The sequence below is a fragment of the Haloprofundus halophilus genome, from assembly GCF_003439925.1.
Taxonomy (GTDB): domain Archaea; phylum Halobacteriota; class Halobacteria; order Halobacteriales; family Haloferacaceae; genus Haloprofundus; species Haloprofundus halophilus.
Map to the genome: position 1 here is coordinate 358,217 of NZ_QQRR01000001.1, position 17,902 is coordinate 376,118.

Annotated in this window: 21 protein-coding genes; 15 read left to right on the plus strand and 6 right to left on the minus strand. The window is 66.9% G+C overall.

Annotated elements, in window-relative coordinates:
- Nucleotides 1-18: 18 nt before the first annotated feature.
- On the plus strand, nucleotides 19-1,131 hold the full coding sequence (locus tag DV709_RS01720; RefSeq protein ID WP_117591257.1) for a glycosyltransferase: 1,113 nt from the start codon (nucleotides 19-21) through the stop codon (nucleotides 1,129-1,131).
- Between the two features lie 27 nt (nucleotides 1,132-1,158).
- Here the strand turns inward: DV709_RS01720 and DV709_RS01725 are convergent, their stop codons facing one another.
- The 3 genes from DV709_RS01725 to DV709_RS01735 all read right to left on the minus strand — a co-directional run bounded on the left by DV709_RS01725 (nucleotide 1,159) and on the right by DV709_RS01735 (nucleotide 4,088).
- Nucleotides 1,159-1,617 carry a hypothetical protein gene (locus tag DV709_RS01725; RefSeq protein WP_117591258.1) on the minus strand — a complete coding sequence of 153 codons (459 nt, stop codon included), beginning with the start codon at nucleotides 1,615-1,617 and terminating at the stop codon, nucleotides 1,159-1,161.
- A gap of 152 nt (nucleotides 1,618-1,769) precedes the next feature.
- On the minus strand, nucleotides 1,770-3,182 hold the full coding sequence (locus tag DV709_RS01730) for an NAD(P)/FAD-dependent oxidoreductase (protein WP_117594024.1): 1,413 nt from the start codon (nucleotides 3,180-3,182) through the stop codon (nucleotides 1,770-1,772).
- Between the two features lie 120 nt (nucleotides 3,183-3,302).
- The gene (locus tag DV709_RS01735; protein WP_117591259.1) at nucleotides 3,303-4,088 is read right to left on the minus strand and encodes a DUF2797 domain-containing protein; all 786 of its coding nucleotides are present in this window, start codon (nucleotides 4,086-4,088) and stop codon (nucleotides 3,303-3,305) included.
- A 205-nt stretch (nucleotides 4,089-4,293) separates the two neighbouring features.
- Here DV709_RS01735 and DV709_RS01740 point away from each other — a divergent pair, with 205 nt between their 5' ends.
- From DV709_RS01740 to DV709_RS01750, 3 genes are all read left to right on the plus strand, one after another.
- Nucleotides 4,294-5,496, plus strand: coding sequence for a S8 family peptidase (locus DV709_RS01740; RefSeq protein ID WP_117591260.1), 1,203 nt, complete (start codon nucleotides 4,294-4,296; stop codon nucleotides 5,494-5,496).
- Nucleotides 5,497-5,606: 110 nt separating this feature from the next.
- Nucleotides 5,607-6,761: a S8 family peptidase gene (locus DV709_RS01745; protein ID WP_117591261.1), complete on the plus strand. Its 1,155-nt coding sequence runs from the start codon at nucleotides 5,607-5,609 to the stop codon at nucleotides 6,759-6,761.
- 37 nt (nucleotides 6,762-6,798) lie between these two features.
- Nucleotides 6,799-7,143, plus strand: coding sequence for a BsuPI-related putative proteinase inhibitor (locus DV709_RS01750; protein WP_117591262.1), 345 nt, complete (start codon nucleotides 6,799-6,801; stop codon nucleotides 7,141-7,143).
- Nucleotides 7,144-7,155: 12 nt separating this feature from the next.
- Here DV709_RS01750 and DV709_RS01755 read toward each other — a convergent pair whose 3' ends face one another.
- A complete protein-coding gene (locus DV709_RS01755; protein ID WP_117591263.1) occupies nucleotides 7,156-8,100 on the minus strand; it encodes an NAD-dependent epimerase/dehydratase family protein in 945 nt (314 codons plus the stop codon).
- 196 nt (nucleotides 8,101-8,296) lie between these two features.
- On the opposite strand from DV709_RS01755, the gene DV709_RS01760 reads away from it, so the two are divergent.
- The 8 genes from DV709_RS01760 to DV709_RS01795 all read left to right on the plus strand — a co-directional run bounded on the left by DV709_RS01760 (nucleotide 8,297) and on the right by DV709_RS01795 (nucleotide 14,994).
- Nucleotides 8,297-8,833, plus strand: a complete 537-nt coding sequence (locus tag DV709_RS01760; protein ID WP_117591264.1) for a tRNA (cytidine(56)-2'-O)-methyltransferase — start codon at nucleotides 8,297-8,299, stop codon at nucleotides 8,831-8,833.
- A gap of 269 nt (nucleotides 8,834-9,102) precedes the next feature.
- Nucleotides 9,103-9,627 carry a transcription factor gene (locus tag DV709_RS01765; protein WP_117591265.1) on the plus strand — a complete coding sequence of 175 codons (525 nt, stop codon included), beginning with the start codon at nucleotides 9,103-9,105 and terminating at the stop codon, nucleotides 9,625-9,627.
- Nucleotides 9,627-10,301: a DUF2110 family protein gene (locus tag DV709_RS01770; RefSeq protein WP_117591266.1), complete on the plus strand. Its 675-nt coding sequence runs from the start codon at nucleotides 9,627-9,629 to the stop codon at nucleotides 10,299-10,301. The genes DV709_RS01765 and DV709_RS01770 overlap by 1 nt, the downstream gene beginning before the upstream one ends.
- Entirely contained in the window at nucleotides 10,298-11,092 is a 795-nt protein-coding gene (locus tag DV709_RS01775; RefSeq protein ID WP_117591267.1) for a DUF5803 family protein, read from the plus strand. Before DV709_RS01770 ends, DV709_RS01775 begins: the two co-directional genes overlap by 4 nt.
- A 97-nt stretch (nucleotides 11,093-11,189) precedes the next feature.
- Nucleotides 11,190-11,897, plus strand: coding sequence for a competence/damage-inducible protein A (locus tag DV709_RS01780; protein WP_117591268.1), 708 nt, complete (start codon nucleotides 11,190-11,192; stop codon nucleotides 11,895-11,897).
- A gap of 320 nt (nucleotides 11,898-12,217) precedes the next feature.
- On the plus strand, nucleotides 12,218-12,505 hold the full coding sequence (locus DV709_RS01785) for a HalOD1 output domain-containing protein (RefSeq protein WP_198665627.1): 288 nt from the start codon (nucleotides 12,218-12,220) through the stop codon (nucleotides 12,503-12,505).
- 269 nt (nucleotides 12,506-12,774) lie between these two features.
- Nucleotides 12,775-13,839, plus strand: coding sequence for an ATP-NAD kinase family protein (locus DV709_RS01790; protein ID WP_117591269.1), 1,065 nt, complete (start codon nucleotides 12,775-12,777; stop codon nucleotides 13,837-13,839).
- A 123-nt stretch (nucleotides 13,840-13,962) separates the two neighbouring features.
- On the plus strand, nucleotides 13,963-14,994 hold the full coding sequence (locus DV709_RS01795; RefSeq protein WP_117591270.1) for a PhoU domain-containing protein: 1,032 nt from the start codon (nucleotides 13,963-13,965) through the stop codon (nucleotides 14,992-14,994).
- Nucleotides 14,995-15,051: 57 nt separating this feature from the next.
- Here the strand turns inward: DV709_RS01795 and DV709_RS01800 are convergent, their stop codons facing one another.
- Together DV709_RS01800 and DV709_RS01805 are read right to left on the minus strand one after the other, a co-directional pair.
- Nucleotides 15,052-15,450 (minus strand): DUF7528 family protein, encoded by a 399-nt coding sequence (locus DV709_RS01800; protein ID WP_117594028.1) that lies wholly within the window; start codon nucleotides 15,448-15,450, stop codon nucleotides 15,052-15,054.
- 50 nt (nucleotides 15,451-15,500) lie between these two features.
- Nucleotides 15,501-16,847, minus strand: coding sequence for an LEA type 2 family protein (locus tag DV709_RS01805; RefSeq protein ID WP_117591271.1), 1,347 nt, complete (start codon nucleotides 16,845-16,847; stop codon nucleotides 15,501-15,503).
- A 98-nt stretch (nucleotides 16,848-16,945) separates the two neighbouring features.
- Between DV709_RS01805 and DV709_RS01810 the strand changes: the two genes are divergently transcribed.
- The 3 genes from DV709_RS01810 to DV709_RS01820 all read left to right on the plus strand — a co-directional run bounded on the left by DV709_RS01810 (nucleotide 16,946) and on the right by DV709_RS01820 (nucleotide 17,902).
- Nucleotides 16,946-17,131: a DUF7525 family protein gene (locus DV709_RS01810; RefSeq protein ID WP_117591272.1), complete on the plus strand. Its 186-nt coding sequence runs from the start codon at nucleotides 16,946-16,948 to the stop codon at nucleotides 17,129-17,131.
- Nucleotides 17,132-17,202: 71 nt separating this feature from the next.
- Nucleotides 17,203-17,427 carry a DUF7123 family protein gene (locus DV709_RS01815; protein ID WP_058581661.1) on the plus strand — a complete coding sequence of 75 codons (225 nt, stop codon included), beginning with the start codon at nucleotides 17,203-17,205 and terminating at the stop codon, nucleotides 17,425-17,427.
- 37 nt (nucleotides 17,428-17,464) lie between these two features.
- Nucleotides 17,465-17,902, plus strand: coding sequence for a CoxG family protein (locus DV709_RS01820; protein ID WP_117591273.1), 438 nt, complete (start codon nucleotides 17,465-17,467; stop codon nucleotides 17,900-17,902).

A 17,902-nucleotide genomic window follows, 5' to 3' on the forward strand; every position in this document is an offset into this window, starting at 1 on the left:
TCTCCGAATCTCGTGACAATGCACTCGGTCGTCGCGTTCACCGACACCTACCTGCCCACCGTCAACGGCGTCACCTACACCGTCGAGTCGTGGCGCGACCGCTGGCAGGCCCGCGGCGGGCGGATGGACGTGGTCTACCCCGGCTCGGACGGCTACGACCCGGGAGACGGCGAGTACCCCATCCGGAGCCTCCCGTTTCCCTTCTACGACGGGTTCCGGTTCGGACTCCCGCGCGTCCCCCGGGCGGTGCGAGACGTCGACGTCGTCCACGCGCACACGCCGTTCGCGCTCGGGCTCGGCGGCCTCCGCCTCGCCCGCCGCGAAGACCTGCCGTTCGTCGTCTCCTACCACACGCCGAGCAGCGAGTACGCCTCGTATCTCACCTCGCGCGAACGCCTCGAATCCGGCATCGAGCGCCTCTCGGAGTCGTACGAGCGGTGGTTCCTCGGTCACGCGGCGGCCGTCGTCGTCCCGAGCGAGGCGACGAAGCGCGACCTACAGAGCCGTATCGCCGACGACGCACCCATCCGCGTTGTCCCCAACGGCGTCGACACCGACCGCTTTCGCCCCGTCGACGCGACGGCGTTCCGCGAGCGACACGGTCTCACGGATGCGGGGACGCTCGTCGGCTACACGGGCCGACACGGCTACGAAAAGTGTCTCAGCGACATCGTCGAAGCCGTCGACGGACTCGACGCGACGGTCGTCTTCGGCGGCGACGGCCCCGCGCGCGAGCACCTCGAAGCCAGGGCGCGCCAACGCGGCGTCGACGCCCGCTTCTTCGGCTTTCTCGACCGCGAAGAGCTCCCGGCGTTCTACAGTTCGCTCGACGCGTTCCTGTTTCCGAGTCCGGTCGAGACGCAAGGATTAGTCGCGCTCGAAGCCAACGCCTGCGGAACGCCCGTCGTCGGCGTCGACGAGGGCGCGCTCTCGGACACTATCGAGGAGGGCGTCACCGGCTATCACTACGACCTCGGCGACACGGCGGGGTTCAGAGCGGCTATCGAGCGGACGCTCGCCGAGGCCGGAGAGCTCGAACGGCGGTGTCTCGACCGCCGGGAGTCGATGAGCGTCGAGCACGCCGTCGACCGCCTCGCGGACGTGTACGACGGAGCCACGGCGGAGGCGTAGCGAGAAAAGTCGGAGTCGGAAGTCGGCCTACCGGTCTTCGAGCGCGTCGGCGATGCGCTGGAGCTGTCGGGTCTGGTCGCGGACCTCGTCGCGGAGCTGTCGAACTTCGCGGACGAGCGCCTCGTTGTCGTCACTTTTCTCCTCGGACCGACCGCCGGGGCCGCCGCCCATACCGCCGGGACCGCCGCCGCCCATCATGCCGCTCATCATCTGCGCGAACGGGTTGCCGCCGCCGCCGCCCATACCGCCGGGGCCCCCGCCCATACCGCCGGGACCGCCGCCGCCCATCATCTCGGCCATCGGGTCCTCGCCTTCTTCCCCGCGCTCCTCTCGCTCTTGGGCGCGCCGCTCTCGAATCTCCTCGACGCGCTCGCGGAACGATTTCTCTTCCTCCTCGGAGTCGCCGGAGTCGGCGTCGACGTTCTCCTCGGCTTCGACGTTCACGTCCTCAGATTCTGTCGACTCGTCGGGTTCGTCTTCTGGCATGAGTCGCCGTTCGCACGCCACGCCGAAAAGCGTTGGCACTCGGGCGACGGAGCGGCGGCGTCTGGCGATTTCGACGGACCAAGGAGCCGGGCGGCGGACACACTGACGCAGTTGGCCTCGGTACCCTCCGCAAAGGGGGACGAGAGAGCGACTCACTGTTTGAGATGCGGCGACTCCCGGACTCGGGCCAGTTTCGGACGGTAGGCCGAGACGCCGCCGCTCGGTTTGAGTACGCGCCACGCGATCGCGGGTCGAAACAGCGTCGTCGGCGGTTGCTCCATCATCACCACGCGGAAGTGGGCGTCTCGCAATACGCCGTCGGTGTGAGCCCTCCGGAACAGTCGGGAGAGATACCGACCGACGAGGTCGTTTCCCCGAGGTTTCGGTCCGGTCGTCTCCGGGAACTGGAAGTCGCCGCCGACGGCCATCGTCCACGCGATGTCGACGACGTCGGACGCCCGCGCGAAGAAGCGTCGGGCGAGGTCGTCGCGGCCGCCCGCCGCGAGCGCGTGATGCAGGAGGACCGCCTCCAGCGACGCGACCGACATTCCCTGCGCGTATATCGGATTGAAACTCGCGATCGCGTCGCCGACGACGACGAGGCCGTCGGGGAATCGGTCGAGGTCCTCGTACCGGCGTCTCCGATTTGACGGGAACCGGTAGTGGACGACGTCGTCGGCCGTCTGGTCGTGTTCGCGGAGTATGTCGGCTACGTCTGAGACGGGAAGCGTCGCCGCGTACGCCTCGAACTCCTCGAACGTCGTCGGGGGTCGCTCGCCGTGGACGCCGTACAGCGTCACCAGCCACTGGTCGCCCTCGATAGGGACCATCCCGGACCCACGGGGACACGCCGGCGAAGCCGCGACGACGTACGAACGACGCTCGGAGGGCGGCCGTTCGATGAGGGTCGTGCTGTACGCGAGGTCGATGTACACCTCGTCCACGGGAGGTGACTCGTACCCGATGCGTTCCAACCACGCCGGCGTTCGGCTCGTCCGACCGGAAGCGTCGACCACGAGGTCGGTAGCGAGCACCGCTCCGCCCGACTCCTCGTCTTCGACGGCGACGCCCGTCACGGTGGTCCCTCGGTCGTCGAGGCGGTAGTCGACGACTCGGCAGTTCGGTCGGAGTTCGACGCCGTCGAGGTCGGCGACGCGACGGCGGAGTAACTGCTCGTACAGCGAGCGAGTCGCCCCGTACTGGGGGATGCGCTGCGGACCGTCGGCGAGGTACTCTCCTTCGAGGTAGAAGTGGACGTCCCGAGAGCCGTCGAACACGACGCCGCTCGACGAGAGCAGCTCCTCGCCGTAGCCCGGGAAGAGGTCTTCTATCGTCGATTCGCCTCCTTTCAGGAGAACGTGGACGTGGCGCGCTTGCGGCACGCCGCGACGGGCGACCGGTTCGTCCGGGAGCGAGTCTCGCTCGACGACGACCACCTCGTCGAACCCGTCGGCGAGAACGCGCGCCGCGAGTAGTCCCGCGACGCCCGCTCCGACCACTACCGCCCGTTCTCCCCACTCGGACGCCCGCTCGCTGTCGTACCGTGGGACCGTTGCTAAGGTCATCGTCGTCACTCTCCAAAGCGTGAGTTCGCGCAGTGGTGTGTTAGCTGTTACCACACACCACTGAAGGCAGGACATACCCGGAAACCGGCCGGTTCGCCTCTCGAACCGCCGGTGCGGTAATCACCCGAACGCGCCGAGGCTCGACTGTAGCTCTCGGTCGCTCTCGCCCTCGCGGAGCTCGTAGCCGACGAGGTCGCGCATGTCGACGGCGTACGTCGTCCCCGCGTTTTCGAGGACGAGCAGTCGCCCCTTCGTGCCGACGACGCGCCCGGCGGCGATGGTCTCGCCCATCGGTCGGCTGTCGAGGCTGAAGCCGTAGTCGAACGCGAAGCTGTCGAGCGGGTCGAACTCGGCGAGAAGCGACTCCCACTGCTCGGCGTCGACCCGTCGGTGGAGACCCGCCCGCTTCGTCGGGACGCGCACCCGGTCGGTCAGCTCTCGGGCGAGTTCGGACTCGATTTCGCGGGCGATGCGGCCGTTTTCGACGGTTCGGAGGTGGGCGGCCCTGTCAGCACCCTGCTCTCGAAGGCGGGTGTCGAGTCGCCACTCCTTGGTGACGCCGACCTTGAACACGTCCGGCGCGAACGCCGCGAGGTAGACGGCGTGGTCGTCGAAACAGTCCATCTCGTCTTTGAGACACGTCCCTCGGCAGCGCGCGCAGACCCACGTGCTCCGGTGGTACTCGCAGTGGGGGGCGTCGTCGTTCTCGCAGGCGTAGTGGCCCTCGTCGGCGACGGTGCCTGCGCAGTGTCGCCCCCCGAGTCGGTACGCGAGTTCGTCGCCGGCGTCGAGCGGGAGATACTCGACTTCGGTCGGGTCTGTCGGTGTCCCGTCACCGAGTGTCGCCCCGCCGCTCGGCGCGAGATAGAGTCCTCCGTCGAGTGAATCGTAACCGACGACTTGCACGGTTCCCAGTATCCGGTCCGACGGTAAAAGCGTCTCTCTCGGCGGCGCGTACCGTCGCACCCGACGCAGTTTCGGCCGCGTCTCTCTCCATTCGATCAAATCTCTCCCCCATCTGACAGTCTGATGTCGGTGAGAGAACGGCTCTCGCGACGGTCGTGTCGGTCGAAATTAGAGATAAGCGATAGTGGTTCGAACCACTCGAAGGATGTCGAGACAGTCAGCGGCGACGCGCAGAGGGGTGTTGCGGGCAGTCGGCGGGGGCACGGCGACCGGACTCGCGGCGGGGGGCGCTCGGAGAGGAGGCGGAAACGCCGGTGACACCGCCGTGGTGAACGTCGGGATCGACGCGACAGCCGGAGCCCTCGGTTGCGACGTCGTCCGCCGGGTCGCGACCCGAGTCGTCCGGCAGTTCGCCTTCGACGCGCTGACGGTCGAACTGCCGCGGGAGGCCGTGGCGACGCTTCGGCGACGCCCCGAGGTCAGGTACGTCGAACCCGACAGGACGATGCGAACGTATCAGCAGTCGGCGTCTCAGACGGTTCCGGAGGGCGTCTCCCGCATCGGCGCGCGACTCGCCCACGAGGCGGGCGTCACGGGCGACGGCGTCGACGTCGCTATCGTCGACTCCGGCGTCGACTCCGACCATCCGGACCTCCGCGAGAACCTCGGGGACGGGCGGGCGTTCGTCAACTGCCGGGGTCGGCCGCGACTCTGCCGCGTCACCGGCAACGGGAACGCCTGCAAGACCAACTGGGACGACGACGACGACCACGGAACCCACTGCGCGGGCGTCGTCGGAGCCCTCGACAACGACGAAGGAGTCGTCGGCGTCGCTCCCGAGGCGACGCTCCACGCGGTGAAAGTGATATACTGCGCCGGGGTCGGGCTGGTCTCCGACATCGCCGCCGGAATCGAGTACGTCGCCGACAGGGGCTGGGCCGTCGGGAGCCTCAGTTTCGGCTCGCAGCGTCCGACGAACCTCGTCCGCGACGCCTGTCGGTACGCCGCCGACGAAGGGGTGTTACTCGTCGCCGCCGCCGGAAACGGCCGTTCACGGCCGAACACCGTGGGGTTTCCGGCGACGCTGCCGACGGTGTTGGCGGTGAGCGCCGTCGACCGTAACGGCGGGTTCGCGGGTTTCTCGTCGACGGGACCCCGAATCGACATCGCAGCTCCCGGCACGGGCGTTCGTTCGACGGTTCCGGGCGGCTACAGGACGTACTCTGGAACGTCGATGGCGTGCCCGCACGTCGCCGGAGCCGCGGCGCTTCTCGTCTCGACCGGGCTCTCGACGACCGAAGCCCGCGAGCGACTCGTCGGAACCGCCGACGACCTCGGGCTCGGACGGGTCGAACAGGGTGCCGGTCTGCTAAACGTCGCGGCCGCGCTGGACCTCGGTGACGACTGATTCCTCAGCTCAATACTGTTAGTAAATATCTACATCAAGAGTGTAATTTATCGGCAAAATAGTTCAATTCCTGAAGTTATAAAATAGATTAATTCTTCTGACTGTTCGCAATGTCGGATGATACCACGGGTGTAACTCGGCGTAACGTGCTGAAGACGACGGGCGTAGCGGTCGGTGTCGGCGGACTCGGCGGACTGGCGACGGCGAAAGGTAACGACAACCTCGTCGAAGTCAATCTCGGATATAGCGAGCAGAGCGGCAGACGAGCGGCTGAAAACGCCGCATCGAGCGTCGTCCGACGGTTCAACTTCGACGCGATGACCATCGAGGTCGACGAGAACGCGGTGAAGGGCCTCCGGAAACGCGGAGACGTTCGCTACGTCGAGGCCAACGGTCAGATGCACGCGTTCGCGCAGTCGACGCCGTACGGAATCGACCGCGTCGACGCGGACGTTGCCCACGACAACGGCGAGACCGGCGCAGGTGCCGACGTGGCTATCCTCGACACCGGTATCGACTCCGACCACCCCGACCTGCAGGCGAACCTCGGCGAAGGCAAGGCGTTCGTCTCGGCGAAAGGGCCGTACAACGAGTCGTGGGACGACGACAACGACCACGGCACTCACTGCGCCGGGACGGCCGACGCTGTCGACAACGACGAGGGCGTCGTCGGCGTCAGCACGGAGGCGACGCTCCACGCGGTGAAGGTGCTCGACAAGCGCGGCAGCGGGTCGTTCTCCGACATCGCGGCGGGTATCGAGTACACCGCCGACCAGGGCTGGGACGTCGCCAGCATGAGTCTCGGCGCGTCCAGCGGGTCGCAGACCATCAAGGACGCCTGTACCTACGCCTACGACCGCGGCGTGTTCCTCGTCGCCGCCGCCGGCAACGACGGGCCGTGCAGCGACTGCGTCGGCTACCCTGCCGCCTACTCGGAAGTCGTCGCCGTGAGCGCCACCGACAGCAACGACGACCTCGCCTCCTTCTCCTCGACCGGGTCGGAGGTCGAGATCGCCGCGCCCGGCGTCGACGTGGAGTCGACGGTCCCCGGCGGCGGCTACGACGTGTTCTCGGGTACGTCGATGGCGTGCCCGCACGTCGCCGGCGCGGGTGCGCAGCTGATGGCCAACGGGTACACCAACACCGAGGCGCGCGACCGACTCGCTTCGACGGCCGAGGATATCGGTCTCGCGTCGAACGAACAGGGCGCCGGACTGCTCGACACCGCGGCGGCGCTCGGTCTCGACTCCTCCGACGACCTGTAAACCCGAACGTTATTCCTCGCTTTTTCGTACCCAACGTATGTTCACAGCAACGCTCACCGCGACGCCGCGAGACGACCTCGTAGAGTTCGGACTGACCGTCGAGAACCGGGGAGACGAGCGCGCGACGCTCTCGTTCCGTGACGCTCAACGCGCGGAGTTCGTCGTCAGCGACGCCAGCGGCGACGGCGAAGTGTGGCGCTGGAGCGACGGCCGCATGTTCGCGCAGATGCTCGGGAGCGAGACGCTCGACCCCGGCGAGTCGACGACGTTCGAGGGCGTCTGGGACGACCCGGAACCGGGCGACTACGTCGCCGTCGGCGAACTGGCGGCCGTCGACGCCGACGCGGAGGCGCAGACGAAGTTTTCGGTGGAGTCGGTGTGACCGACGGGCCGACTACGACTCGCGCTCGGTGCGAAGTTCGTCGTACAGTTCCTCTGCGGCGCGTTCGACCGCCTCGTCGCTGGCAGTCGACGGCTCCCACCCGAGCGCGGAGAGTTTCTCGACGGAGAGGCGCATCTTCGGCACGTCGCCTTTCCACCCGCGCTCGCCGCCGGTGTACTCGTACTCGGGGTCCAGTCCCATCACGTCGGCGACGATGTCGGCGATGCGGTTGACCGAGGTGGTCGTCCGCGTCCCCAGATTGTAGGTGTTCATCGATTTGTCCGCGTTTTCGACGACGTGACAGATGGCGTCGACGCAGTCCTCGACGTAGAGGTACGACTTCTCCTGGCGGCCGTCGCCGAGGATGGTGAGCGTTTCGGGGTCGCCGAGCAGTTTCTCGATGAAGTCCGGAATGACGTTGCCGCGCTGCTTCGGCCCGACGATGTTGGCGAAGCGGAACACCCACGCGGTGAAGCCGTGCGAGTGCGCGTACGTCGACATCAACGCCTCGTCGGCCAGTTTGCTCGCGCCGTAGGCGCTGATGGGTTCGATGGGTGCGTAGTCCTCGGGCGTCGGCCGCGGGGCCTCGCCGTAGATGGTCGAGGAGGAGGTGAACGCGACGTCGTCGACGCCGGCCTCGTCCATCCGTTCGAGGACGTTGTACGTCATCTCGGTGTTCTCCTCGAACAGTTTTCTCGGGTCCTCGTAGTTCGTGTCGGTGTACGCCGCGAGGTGGAAGACGACGTCGACGTCCTCGGTGATTACCTCGGCCACGTCGGCCGATTCGCGCATGTCCGCTTGGACGAACTCGACGTCGTCGGGGACGCGTGACTCGGTTCCTTTCGAGAGGTCGTCGGCGACGACCACGTCGTTCTCGGTCGACAGTTTCGCCGCGAGGTGCGACCCGACGAGACCCGCCCCGCCGGTGACGACGACTCGCTTGTCTACGAGGTTCATACTCCAACCTCCGCCGACGGCAGTAAGTCGATTGTGGTCGCTCGCGCGTTTCGAGAGTCGGTCGGAGCCGTCGTGGAAGCACCGGGACCGTCGCGGGGGCATCGGAGCCGTCGTGGCAGCACCGAAGTCGTCGCACCAGCAGCGCACTGCGTCGAGTTCCGAAACCCCCTAACCGACGGCTCGCCTCGGACAGCGCATGCAAGACGAATCCGAAGTCGTCGTCCTGCGACTCGGGCACCGACCGGGCCGCGACGACCGGATGACGACGCACATCGGGCTGACGGCGCGGGCGCTCGGCGCGGACCGCGCGCTCCTCGTCGGCGACGCGAGCCAGTCGGAGACGACGGTGCGAGACATCACGACGAGATTCGGCGGCCCGTTCGAGGTCGAAGTTGTCGACTCCTACCGCGATATCGTCCGCGACTGGAGGGGGACGGTCGTCCACCTCACGATGTACGGCGAGCGCGTTCAGGACGTAGAGGACGACGTCAGAGCCGCGCACGCCGAGGAACCGATTCTCGTCGTCGTCGGCGCGGAGAAGGTCCCGTTCGAGGTGTACGACTACGCGGACTTCAACGTCGGCGTGACGAACCAACCCCACTCGGAGGTGGCGGCGCTGGCGGTGTTCCTCGACCGCCTGTTCGAGGGCCGGGAACTCGAACGGGAGTGGGAGGACGCCGAGCGCGAGGTGATTCCGATGGAGACGGGCAAGCGCGTCGAAGAAGTCGAGTGAGGCCGTCGGCGTCGCCGCGCCCGGGGGTGACTCACCGCGTGAACCGAATGGCGGACAGCCGGCGCTGTAGGGTTCCGCGGCGGCGCGCCGGACACCCGCCTCGACCGACCGCGGACGGCGTTCAACTCACGGCGCGAACTGGTCCCGTCACCGCACAAAAACCTCGGCCCGGGCACCTCGGGGGCGTCTAAAACCGACGCGTCGCCGAAGCGTCCCGTCGACGCCGCTATCCGGTGCTTTTAAACGATTCTGCGACAGAGGATAGGGTAATGGCTTTTGAGGACCTGCTGGGAGACCCTGTCATTCAGAAGTACCTCCACGAGCTGGTCGGTCCGACGGGAATGCCCGTCGCCGCCGCGCCGCCGGACGGGGAGGTCACCGACGAGGAGCTCGCCGAGGAGCTCGGTCTCGAACTCAACGACGTTCGTCGCGCGCTTTTCATCCTCTACGAGAACGACCTCGCGACGTACCGCCGCGTCCGCGACGAGGACTCCGGGTGGCTCACCTATCTCTGGACGTTCGAGTACGACAACATCCCCGAGAACCTCGAAGAGGAGATGCACCGCCTGCTCGACGCGCTCGAAGAGCGCCAGGAGTACGAACAGACCCACGAGTTCTACCTCTGCGAGGTCTGTTCGATCCGCTTCGAGTTCGGCGAGGCGATGGACTTCGGCTTCGAGTGTCCCGAGTGCGGCTCCCCGTTGGAGTCGATGGAGAACAACCGCCTCGTCGACGCGATGAACCGACGAGTCGACGAACTCCGCGAGGAACTGAACGCCGACGTGACCGGCTGATGGTCGTTCTCGCAACCAAATGTTACGTCGAAGGTGACGCCCGCGAGCGGACGCTCGACAGTCTCCGGTCGCTCGTCGCGAACGAGATCGGCTCGCTGGACGTGGAGTTCACCGTCGGCGTCCGCCACGACGAGTTCGTCGCCGTCACCGTCGAAGGCGACGACGAGACGGTCGCACGCAACGCGCTCCGCGAGGAGTGGGGCGAAATTCCGACGCATCTCGACGCCGGAGAGACGTACGTCGGCACGCTCGAATCGTGGGACGACGACGGGTTCGTCCTCGACGTGGGCGAAGAGATTCGCATCCCGAGCGCCGAGATCGGGCTCGGGCGAGGTACCCCCTCACAGATTCGCGAGCGGTTCGGACTGGTCCAGCACCAGCGCCTCAAATTCGTCTACGGCGGCGACGACGAACCGTCGCGGCTGGCCGACGAGACGCGCGACCAGTTGTACGACTGGCGGCGCGGGGCGGGACGGGTCAACGTCAACAGCGCCACCCGCGGCGAGGTTCGCGCGACGGTGAACCGGGCCGGACACGCGAACGACATCGTCACCGTCGAACGACTCGGCCTCCTCGAGCAGAGCATCATCTGCGCCGAGGGGACCGACCCGCCGGGGCTTCTGGCAAGCATCGGCTCGTATCTGCCGTCGGAGCTGCGCTGTGTCATCCCATGAACCGTCGACTGCTTTTGGCCTCGGCCGCCGTCGTCCTGCTCGTCGCCACCTCGGGGTGTCTCGGCTTCTTCGGCGACAACGAGATTCCGCCCGACCGCCTCGACGGCAACGTCACCGGCGAGTACAACTGGGACGCCGACGCCGACGTTTACATCAACGTCTCCGAGCGGGCGACGTATCAGGCGGTGTACCGCTTCGAGGGCGACGAACTGAGCCTGTACCGTAACGACGGCCTCGGCACCGAGAGTCCCCTCTACGTCGAGGCGGTTCGCTACCGCTACCCGAACGGAACCGTCGTCAACGGGACGACGCTCATCGAGCGCGGCGGCTCCATCGAAGAGCAACGAGACGCCGTCGTCGTCGAACCGCCGGCGGACGCGCCGTCGAACGAGGCGGGCCAGTTAGCGTTCACGGGCCAGAGCACCCCGAAGCAGTTCTCGCTGCCGACGTTCGTGAAGGGCTCCTACGAGATCGTCCTGCCGGAGGACCGCCGCGTCGACGTGCCGATTCTGAGTAGCACGCGGCCGAGTGCGGACCGACAGAGCCTCGAAGACGGTCGCGTCCACCTCCACTGGGACGACGTTCAGCGCGACGTGATCTCGGTCCGGTTCTACCTCGAACGCGACCTCTACATCTTCGGCGGCATACTCGGCGTCTCCACGCTCGTCGCGCTCGTCGGCGGTCTCTACTACCGCCGGCGTATCGCGGAACTCCGGCGACAGCGCGAGGAGCTCGGACTGGACGTCGACACGTCCGACGACACCGGTCGTCGCCCGCCACCGGGGATGTGACGCCGTCGCTGCGAAACTCCGGAACCCCGGAGCTCGCATCGACGCCGTCGCCGACGAGAACGCGGGACTTTTCGACGCGCCGCCCCTCTTTCGAGCGATGCGAATCGCAATCGTCAGCGTCGGCGACGAACTGCTCGTCGGCGACACGGTGAACACGAACGCCGCGTGGCTCGGCGAACGGCTCGCCGCGCGCGGCGCGACGGTCGAACGCGTGACGACGGTGCCCGACCGCCTCGCCGACATCGCCCAGGTGGTCAACGAGTCGCTGGCCGCCTACGACGCGGTCGTCGTCACCGGCGGTCTCGGACCGACGCACGACGACGTGACGATGGAGGGCGTCGCGGCGGCGGTCGGCAGGTCGCTGGAACCGCACGCGGAGGCGTCGGCGTGGCTCGCCGACCGCGGCGGCTACTCGGCGGACGACGGCGACCCGCGAACGGTCGAACTCCCGGCGGGCGCGCGTTTTCTCCCGAACGACGAGGGCGTCGCGCCGGGTGCCGTCGTCGAGTCGGTGTACGTGCTGCCGGGCGTCCCCGCGGAGATGAAGGCGATGTTCGGACGCGTCGAAAACGAGTTCACGGGAACCGAGACGTACGTCGAGCGCGTCCTCGTCGACGAACCGGAGAGTGCACTCGCCGACAGGTTAGTCGACTTACAGCGTCGCTTCGACGTCACCGTCGGAAGCCATCCGGGCGACGGCGTCCGCGTGAAAATCAGCGCTGCAGACGCGGGGGCGGCGAAGGACGCGGCCGGATGGCTCCGCGAACACGCGAACGTCATCGACGTCGACGCCGCGGACGACTGAGTCGCAGTCGCACACGGCGTCGGCTCAGCGGTAGAGGTAGAGCAGCCAGCCGACGGTGATGAGCAGGCTCAACAGGAGCACGACGCCGCCGGTTTCGGCGATGGGCAGCGACTGTTCGGACGCGAGTACGTACATGAGCGACACGTTATCAGGCACGCCGTTTAACTGTTCGCGGTTTGCACTCGTAGGTATCGGACGACACAGCCGTCGAGCCGAGACCGGGGACACGAACCCGAGAGTGTCGGGTTCGAGCGGGTCAGTCTACCGAGAGCCAACAGACATGGGAAACTTGAACTACGTTGCCGAGGTGCGCTACGACCATGGATGACCGTGCGGCGTCACTGACGGAAGTGGCCGTAAACGCCGCCTCGTGGGACGAGACGATGCCCCCGAGCACCGCCGCCGTGGTGGCCGTGGCCGAAGTGAAAGACGTCGACCCCCGCGAGATGCAACCGCTCTACCGGGCCGTCGACCCGGACGCCCTCGACGCGTTGTTCGCTAAGCAGTCGGCGTCGTCCGTCGCGTTCGACCTCTCGGGATACGAAGTGCTCGTCACGAGCGGCGGCCGAGTGCTCGTCTTCGAGAGCATCCCGGAGTACGGCCGATAGCGGGCGGAACGACGCGACCATCGGTTCGACATCGTAATCGTCGATTCGACATCGTAACCACCGATTCGATATCCGAGCGCCGAGTCGACGTCGCGAGCGCCGATTCGCCAGTGCGGTAGACAGTCACCGATTCGTCCGCGGAGTCGACACGGTTCGTCCGCGAAATCGACACGGTTCGTCCGCGAAGTCGAGACGGTTCGTCCGCGAAACCGACACGACTCGTCCGTGGAGTCGGCGTGCTTTTGGCGTCGCCGCCGCAGCCTTCGAGTATGCGCATCGGCGTCGTCGTCAATCCGATCGCCGGGATGGGTGGGCGAGTCGGACTGAAAGGGACGGACGGGAAGGTCGCTGAGGCGAGAGAACGAGGTGCGGAGCCGCGCGCACCGGAGCGAGCGCGCCGCGCGCTGACCGAACTCCGCGAACGCGTTCCCGACGCGGCGCTCGTCGTCTACGGCGGCGAGATGGGCGAGGACGCCGCCCGGGCGGTCGGCTTCGACCCGGAGGTCGTCGGCGCGCCGAGCGACGAGGAGACGACGGCCGACGACACCCGGCGCGCCGTCGAAGCGTTCGTCGCCGCCGGCGTCGACCTCGTCCTCTTCGTCGGCGGCGACGGTACCGCGGCCGACGTCGCCGAGGCCCTCTCGGAGTCGGGGAGCGAGACGCCGATGCTCGGCGTCCCCGCGGGCGTCAAAGTGTACTCGTCGGTGTTCGCCGTCTCTCCGGAGGACGCCGCGGGTATCGCCGCCTCCTTCGAGCGCACCGAGCGCCGCGAGGTGATGGACATCGACGAGGACGACTACCGCGAGGGCGAGGTCCACCCCGAACTCCGAGCCGTCGCCGCCGTCCCCGTCGCCGACGACTTGCAGTCCTCGAAACAGCTAAGCGGCGGTACCGTCGAGGCGCTCGCCGAGGGCGTCGCCGCCGACGTGGAACCGGGCGTCACCTACGTGCTCGGTCCCGGTTCGACCGTCGGCGCGGTGAAGGAGGCGCTGGGGTTCGAGGGGTCGCCCATCGGCGTCGACGTGTGGCGAGACGGGGAGGTGCTCGTCCGCGACGCCGGCGAGTCGGAGATTCTCGATGCGCTCGGCGAGGAGAACGTCGTCGTCGTCTCGCCCATCGGGGGACAGGGGTTTGTGTTCGGCCGCGGCAACCCGCAGTTGTCGCCCGCGGTCGTCCGTCGCTGTTCGGTCGAAGTCGTCGCCTCGCGCTCGAAACTCGACGGTATCTCGGTGCTGCGCGTCGACACCGACGACCCCGAACTCGACGCGGAGTTGCGAGGCTGGACGAAGGTCCGCGTCGGCCGCTTCGAGCGCCGGATGATGAAGGTCGTCTGAGCGCCCGCGCTGCCCTTAGTCACCCGTCGAGTCCCGTCGCGACTCCGAGCCAAATTCTCCCGATTTATGATGTATTATCTCCCTATAGTGAAGATTAAGGTCATAGAAGGGATACGGAATGCCATGGAGACGCGGAAAGTCCAGCGGCTCGGTCCCTCGACGCTGGCGATGACGCTCCCGGCGGAGTGGGCGAAAGAACACGGCGTGAACAAAGGCGACGAGGTGTCGATTCGGATGGGCGGCAAGGGAACGCTCACCGTGTTGCCGGAGTCGGCGTCGACGGAGGACTCGGAGGCGGTCATCCACGCCGACAACCTCGACGCGGACGGACTCGAACGCGCTATCGTCGCCCAGTACGTTCTCGGGCGACGCGTGATTCACGTCGAGAAGTCCGAGGGCGCGCTCGACAGCGAACACATCAACGCCGTCTACAAGGCGGAGACGCAGCTGATGGGCCTCGGCGTCATCGAGGAGACGCCCGAGCGAATCGCCATCCGGTGTTCGGTCGACCCCGAGGACTTCACGCTCGACAACCTGCTCGAACGCCTCGAAAACACCGGGAGCACGATGCGCGGCGAGGCGGTGAAGGCGCTGGCGCACGGCAACCCGGACCTCGCACAGCGGGCGCTCAACCGCGAGCGACAGGCGAACAAGATTTTCGTCCTCGTGCTCCGCCTCATCTTCACGGCCTACCAGAACCCGAACCTCTGTCGGGCGGTCGGCCTCGAATCGGGCTTTCCGCTCATCGGCTACCGCTCGGTGGCGAAGAACCTCGAACTCACCGCCGACAACGCCGAGGACATCGCCGAAATCGTCCTCAACACCGAAGGACACACCATCGACGTCGACTCGGCGACGATGCGCCGCATCCGCGAGTTCACCGACCAGGTCGACGACATCACGGTCAAAGCGGTCCGGTCGGTCGTCGACCGCGACTACGACCTCACCATCGAGGTGCGAGAGCAGTTCCGCGAACTCACCGACCGCGAGCAGGACATCCTCTCGGAGATTCCGGAGGTGTCGAACGAGGAGCTCCTTCGAATCCGCGAGGTGCTCGTCAGCCTCCAGCAGACCGCCCAGTACGCGATGCGAAACGCCGAAATCGCGGCGAACCTCGCGCTCAACGCCGAGTCCGAGCACGTCACCATCTCCTGAGAGACGAGACGGGGGGAGGTCGGCCGGGTTCCCTCCGGTCCCGCCGCGACCACCGACTCAGTCGGCCGTCGCGTCCGCCTCGGTCAACACGTCGCCACCGGCGCTTCCGGCGTCGGCATCGACCCGTTCGGCGGTCAGCGGATTCCGCCGGGTGATGCGGCAGTCGAAGGCGGGATGTTCGCCGAAGTGCCGAATCAGCATGTGGCGGCGCGACCCGGTGATACCGGTCCGACCGACGTCTTCGGCCGTGAACTCGCGGGGGAGACGGTCGTACAGGCGGCGCAGACTCTCGAAGCTCTCGAACACTTTCGCGTTGCCCGCCGACTCCGCGCTGCGCCGCGAGACGACGTAACTGCCGTCGTCGCGGTGCTCGCCCGCGGTGCGGAAGAACTCGCGTTTCTCGGTCAGCGCGGTCCCGATGCTGTCTTGCAGTTCCGCAGCGTCGGCTCTCGACAGTTCGCACGTGCGGTCGCCGATGCGCAGCAGAATCGATTCGTCGTCGCTCGTCACCGAGACGGCGTTCTCATCGCGGGAGAAGAACTCGACCAGGAGAGTGGGTACTCCGTTGCATGTACTCGATACACGGACGGACGGGGTAAAAACGTTGTCGGCAGGTGCAGGTTTGGCGAGACGAACGCGACCAGCCCACCCTCGCCGGTTGGCGAGCGATTTCGACCTGCGGTCGAGTGACTCCCGTCCGCGGTCGGACGATGCCCGTCTGCGGTCGCCAGATTTCGTTTTGCTTCGGTGCTGTTTCCGGTCGTTTCCGTGCTGTTTCCGGTCGACTCGGTACTGTTTCCGGCCGATTCGGTACTGTTTCCGGCCGATTCGGTACCGTTCGACCGCCCGACGTTCGTCTCCGTTCCGAACACGTCGGTCTGAATCGTCTGCGTGTACCGGACGCCTTGGAGGGGAAGGTCGAGTCTCACGCCGCCGGGCAGGCGGACGACGGCGGAGAAATCGATGGCGAGCGTCGTCACCTCCCCGCGGCGGACGTGCGTCACCCACCACTCGTCGAGTCGGTCGTTTTCGATGACGGCGGTCGCCTCGATACGCTGGGTCTGCTTCGGCCCGACGACGTACTCGCGGTTCGTCGACCCCCGTCCGACGCGGACGCCGTTCATGTGGATGTCGTAGCCGAGTTCGCTCAGCGTCAGCGGGACCGGCTTCGGGTTGTAGACGACGAACGAGGTGCGAATCGGCGTCGCCGACTCGTTGGCGTCGCCCCACCGTGCGCTCGTCTCGTTGACGTAGAGGACCGGGTCCGAGACGAGCGGTCGGTTCGCGTCGATGGCTCGGGTCTCCGTCGAGTTGAACGCCGAGACGATATCAGTCTGGATATCGCGCTCGACCGTGGGCCCCTCGAAGGTGGCTTCGACGCCGCGGTACCCGGCGTCGGCGTCGACTCGGAGCGTCGTTCGCTCGCCGTTTTCGACGTGCGTCACCCACCACTCGGAGATGCGCTCGTTTCGCATCTCGGTCCGGAACGAGAGCGTCGTGTTGCCGCGGCCGATGCGGAGGCCGTTCTTGCGGTTCGAGGCCATCGGCACGTCGTTCATCCGCACGCCGTAGTCGATAGTCGCGCCGTCGATGCTGACCCCGAGCGGGTTCGGATTCCGGACGGTGACGTTCGTCTCGATAGTCGTCGTGTCGTTGTCGACGGCGACGATTCGATTGCTGATTTCGGTGACTTCGGGGGCGCCGACGAAGCCGAGCGCGGAGGCGACGACGAGGGCGACGGTCACGGCGACGAGCACGACGGCGATTCGACCCGACCGGCCCCTCGAAATGCGCGACCGCAACGTCTCCGGCACGCTCGTCGCGTCCGGACGGTCCGCCGCACTCGGTTCCATACGAGGCCAGTGTCCGCGGGCTACTTAGCCGATATGGCTCGGTGGGAGAGACCGACCACTGTCGAATAAACTAAGTGGACGCCACCGAACCGGGTGGTATGGCAACGCAGACGACTCAGACGGACATGGGCATCGGCGTGGCGATGCTGTTTTCGGTGCTCGCGCTCGTCGGCGCGGCGGTGATGCTCGTCGGACCCGATCAGTTGACGCAGGCGTGGGGATTCGCCGGCGCGATGGTCGCCGCGTCGCTGGCGGTCGTCGCCGTGCACGTGTACGCTAACTAACCTACCTAACTGCGGTTCGCTCGTCCGACCGAGTAACCGTTATTATCGTCAGACACGTAGGAGGAACGTCGATGACCGAATACACCGACGAGGAACAGCGGATTATCGCCTACCTCCGGGAGAGCGTCACTCGCGGTGAGCGGTACTTCCGGGCGAAGAACATCGCCGAGGCGATCGGCCTCTCGGCGAAGCAGGTCGGGTCGCGCCTGCCGCGTCTCGCGGAGAAATCCGAAGACGTCGAGATCGAGAAGTGGGGTCGCGCGCGCTCGACGACGTGGCGTGTCACCCGCAGTTAATCCACGGATTTTTGCCCTCTCCGCCTGATATGACCCCATGACTGTCAGGGTTACGCGGACCTTCGAGTTCGACCACCCACCGGAGGCCGTGTGGGCGTTCATCTCCGACCCCGAGAAACGTGCGGGCGCGATAAGCGTCGTCGAGGATTACGACGTTCACCCGACCGACGAGCGGAAAGCGACGTGGCACGTCGCACTCCCGATTCCCCTTGTCAGGTCGACGATACCCGTCGAGACCGAAGACGTGACCCGTGACGCCCCCCGGTACGTGAAGTTCGTCGGCCGCTCGCGCGCGCTCCGCGTCACCGGCGAACACACCGTCGAGGGGACGGAGAACGGCTCCCGCCTCGTCAACGAGTTCGTCGTCGACGGCAGTTTGCCCGGGGTCGAGAGCTTCTTCAAGCGAAATCTCGACCGCGAACTCGACAACTTAGAACGGGCGCTGCGACGCGAGCTCGCCGAGGCGGAGCGCTGA

Coding starts and splice junctions, on each gene's coding strand:
- DV709_RS01785 (WP_198665627.1), top strand. CDS start 12,218: ATGGATGACCGTGCGGCGTCACTGACGGAAGTGGCCGTAAACGCCGCC.
- DV709_RS01770 (WP_117591266.1), top strand. CDS start 9,627: ATGGTCGTTCTCGCAACCAAATGTTACGTCGAAGGTGACGCCCGCGAG.
- DV709_RS01760 (WP_117591264.1), top strand. CDS start 8,297: ATGCAAGACGAATCCGAAGTCGTCGTCCTGCGACTCGGGCACCGACCG.
- DV709_RS01780 (WP_117591268.1), top strand. CDS start 11,190: ATGCGAATCGCAATCGTCAGCGTCGGCGACGAACTGCTCGTCGGCGAC.
- DV709_RS01725 (WP_117591258.1), bottom strand. CDS start 1,617: ATGCCAGAAGACGAACCCGACGAGTCGACAGAATCTGAGGACGTGAAC.
- DV709_RS01745 (WP_117591261.1), top strand. CDS start 5,607: ATGTCGGATGATACCACGGGTGTAACTCGGCGTAACGTGCTGAAGACG.
- DV709_RS01815 (WP_058581661.1), top strand. CDS start 17,203: ATGACCGAATACACCGACGAGGAACAGCGGATTATCGCCTACCTCCGG.
- DV709_RS01820 (WP_117591273.1), top strand. CDS start 17,465: ATGACTGTCAGGGTTACGCGGACCTTCGAGTTCGACCACCCACCGGAG.
- DV709_RS01765 (WP_117591265.1), top strand. CDS start 9,103: ATGGCTTTTGAGGACCTGCTGGGAGACCCTGTCATTCAGAAGTACCTC.
- DV709_RS01810 (WP_117591272.1), top strand. CDS start 16,946: ATGGCAACGCAGACGACTCAGACGGACATGGGCATCGGCGTGGCGATG.
- DV709_RS01805 (WP_117591271.1), bottom strand. CDS start 16,847: ATGGAACCGAGTGCGGCGGACCGTCCGGACGCGACGAGCGTGCCGGAG.
- DV709_RS01755 (WP_117591263.1), bottom strand. CDS start 8,100: ATGAACCTCGTAGACAAGCGAGTCGTCGTCACCGGCGGGGCGGGTCTC.
- DV709_RS01775 (WP_117591267.1), top strand. CDS start 10,298: ATGAACCGTCGACTGCTTTTGGCCTCGGCCGCCGTCGTCCTGCTCGTC.
- DV709_RS01740 (WP_117591260.1), top strand. CDS start 4,294: ATGTCGAGACAGTCAGCGGCGACGCGCAGAGGGGTGTTGCGGGCAGTC.
- DV709_RS01795 (WP_117591270.1), top strand. CDS start 13,963: ATGGAGACGCGGAAAGTCCAGCGGCTCGGTCCCTCGACGCTGGCGATG.
- DV709_RS01730 (WP_117594024.1), bottom strand. CDS start 3,182: ATGACCTTAGCAACGGTCCCACGGTACGACAGCGAGCGGGCGTCCGAG.
- DV709_RS01750 (WP_117591262.1), top strand. CDS start 6,799: ATGTTCACAGCAACGCTCACCGCGACGCCGCGAGACGACCTCGTAGAG.
- DV709_RS01790 (WP_117591269.1), top strand. CDS start 12,775: ATGCGCATCGGCGTCGTCGTCAATCCGATCGCCGGGATGGGTGGGCGA.
- DV709_RS01720 (WP_117591257.1), top strand. CDS start 19: ATGCACTCGGTCGTCGCGTTCACCGACACCTACCTGCCCACCGTCAAC.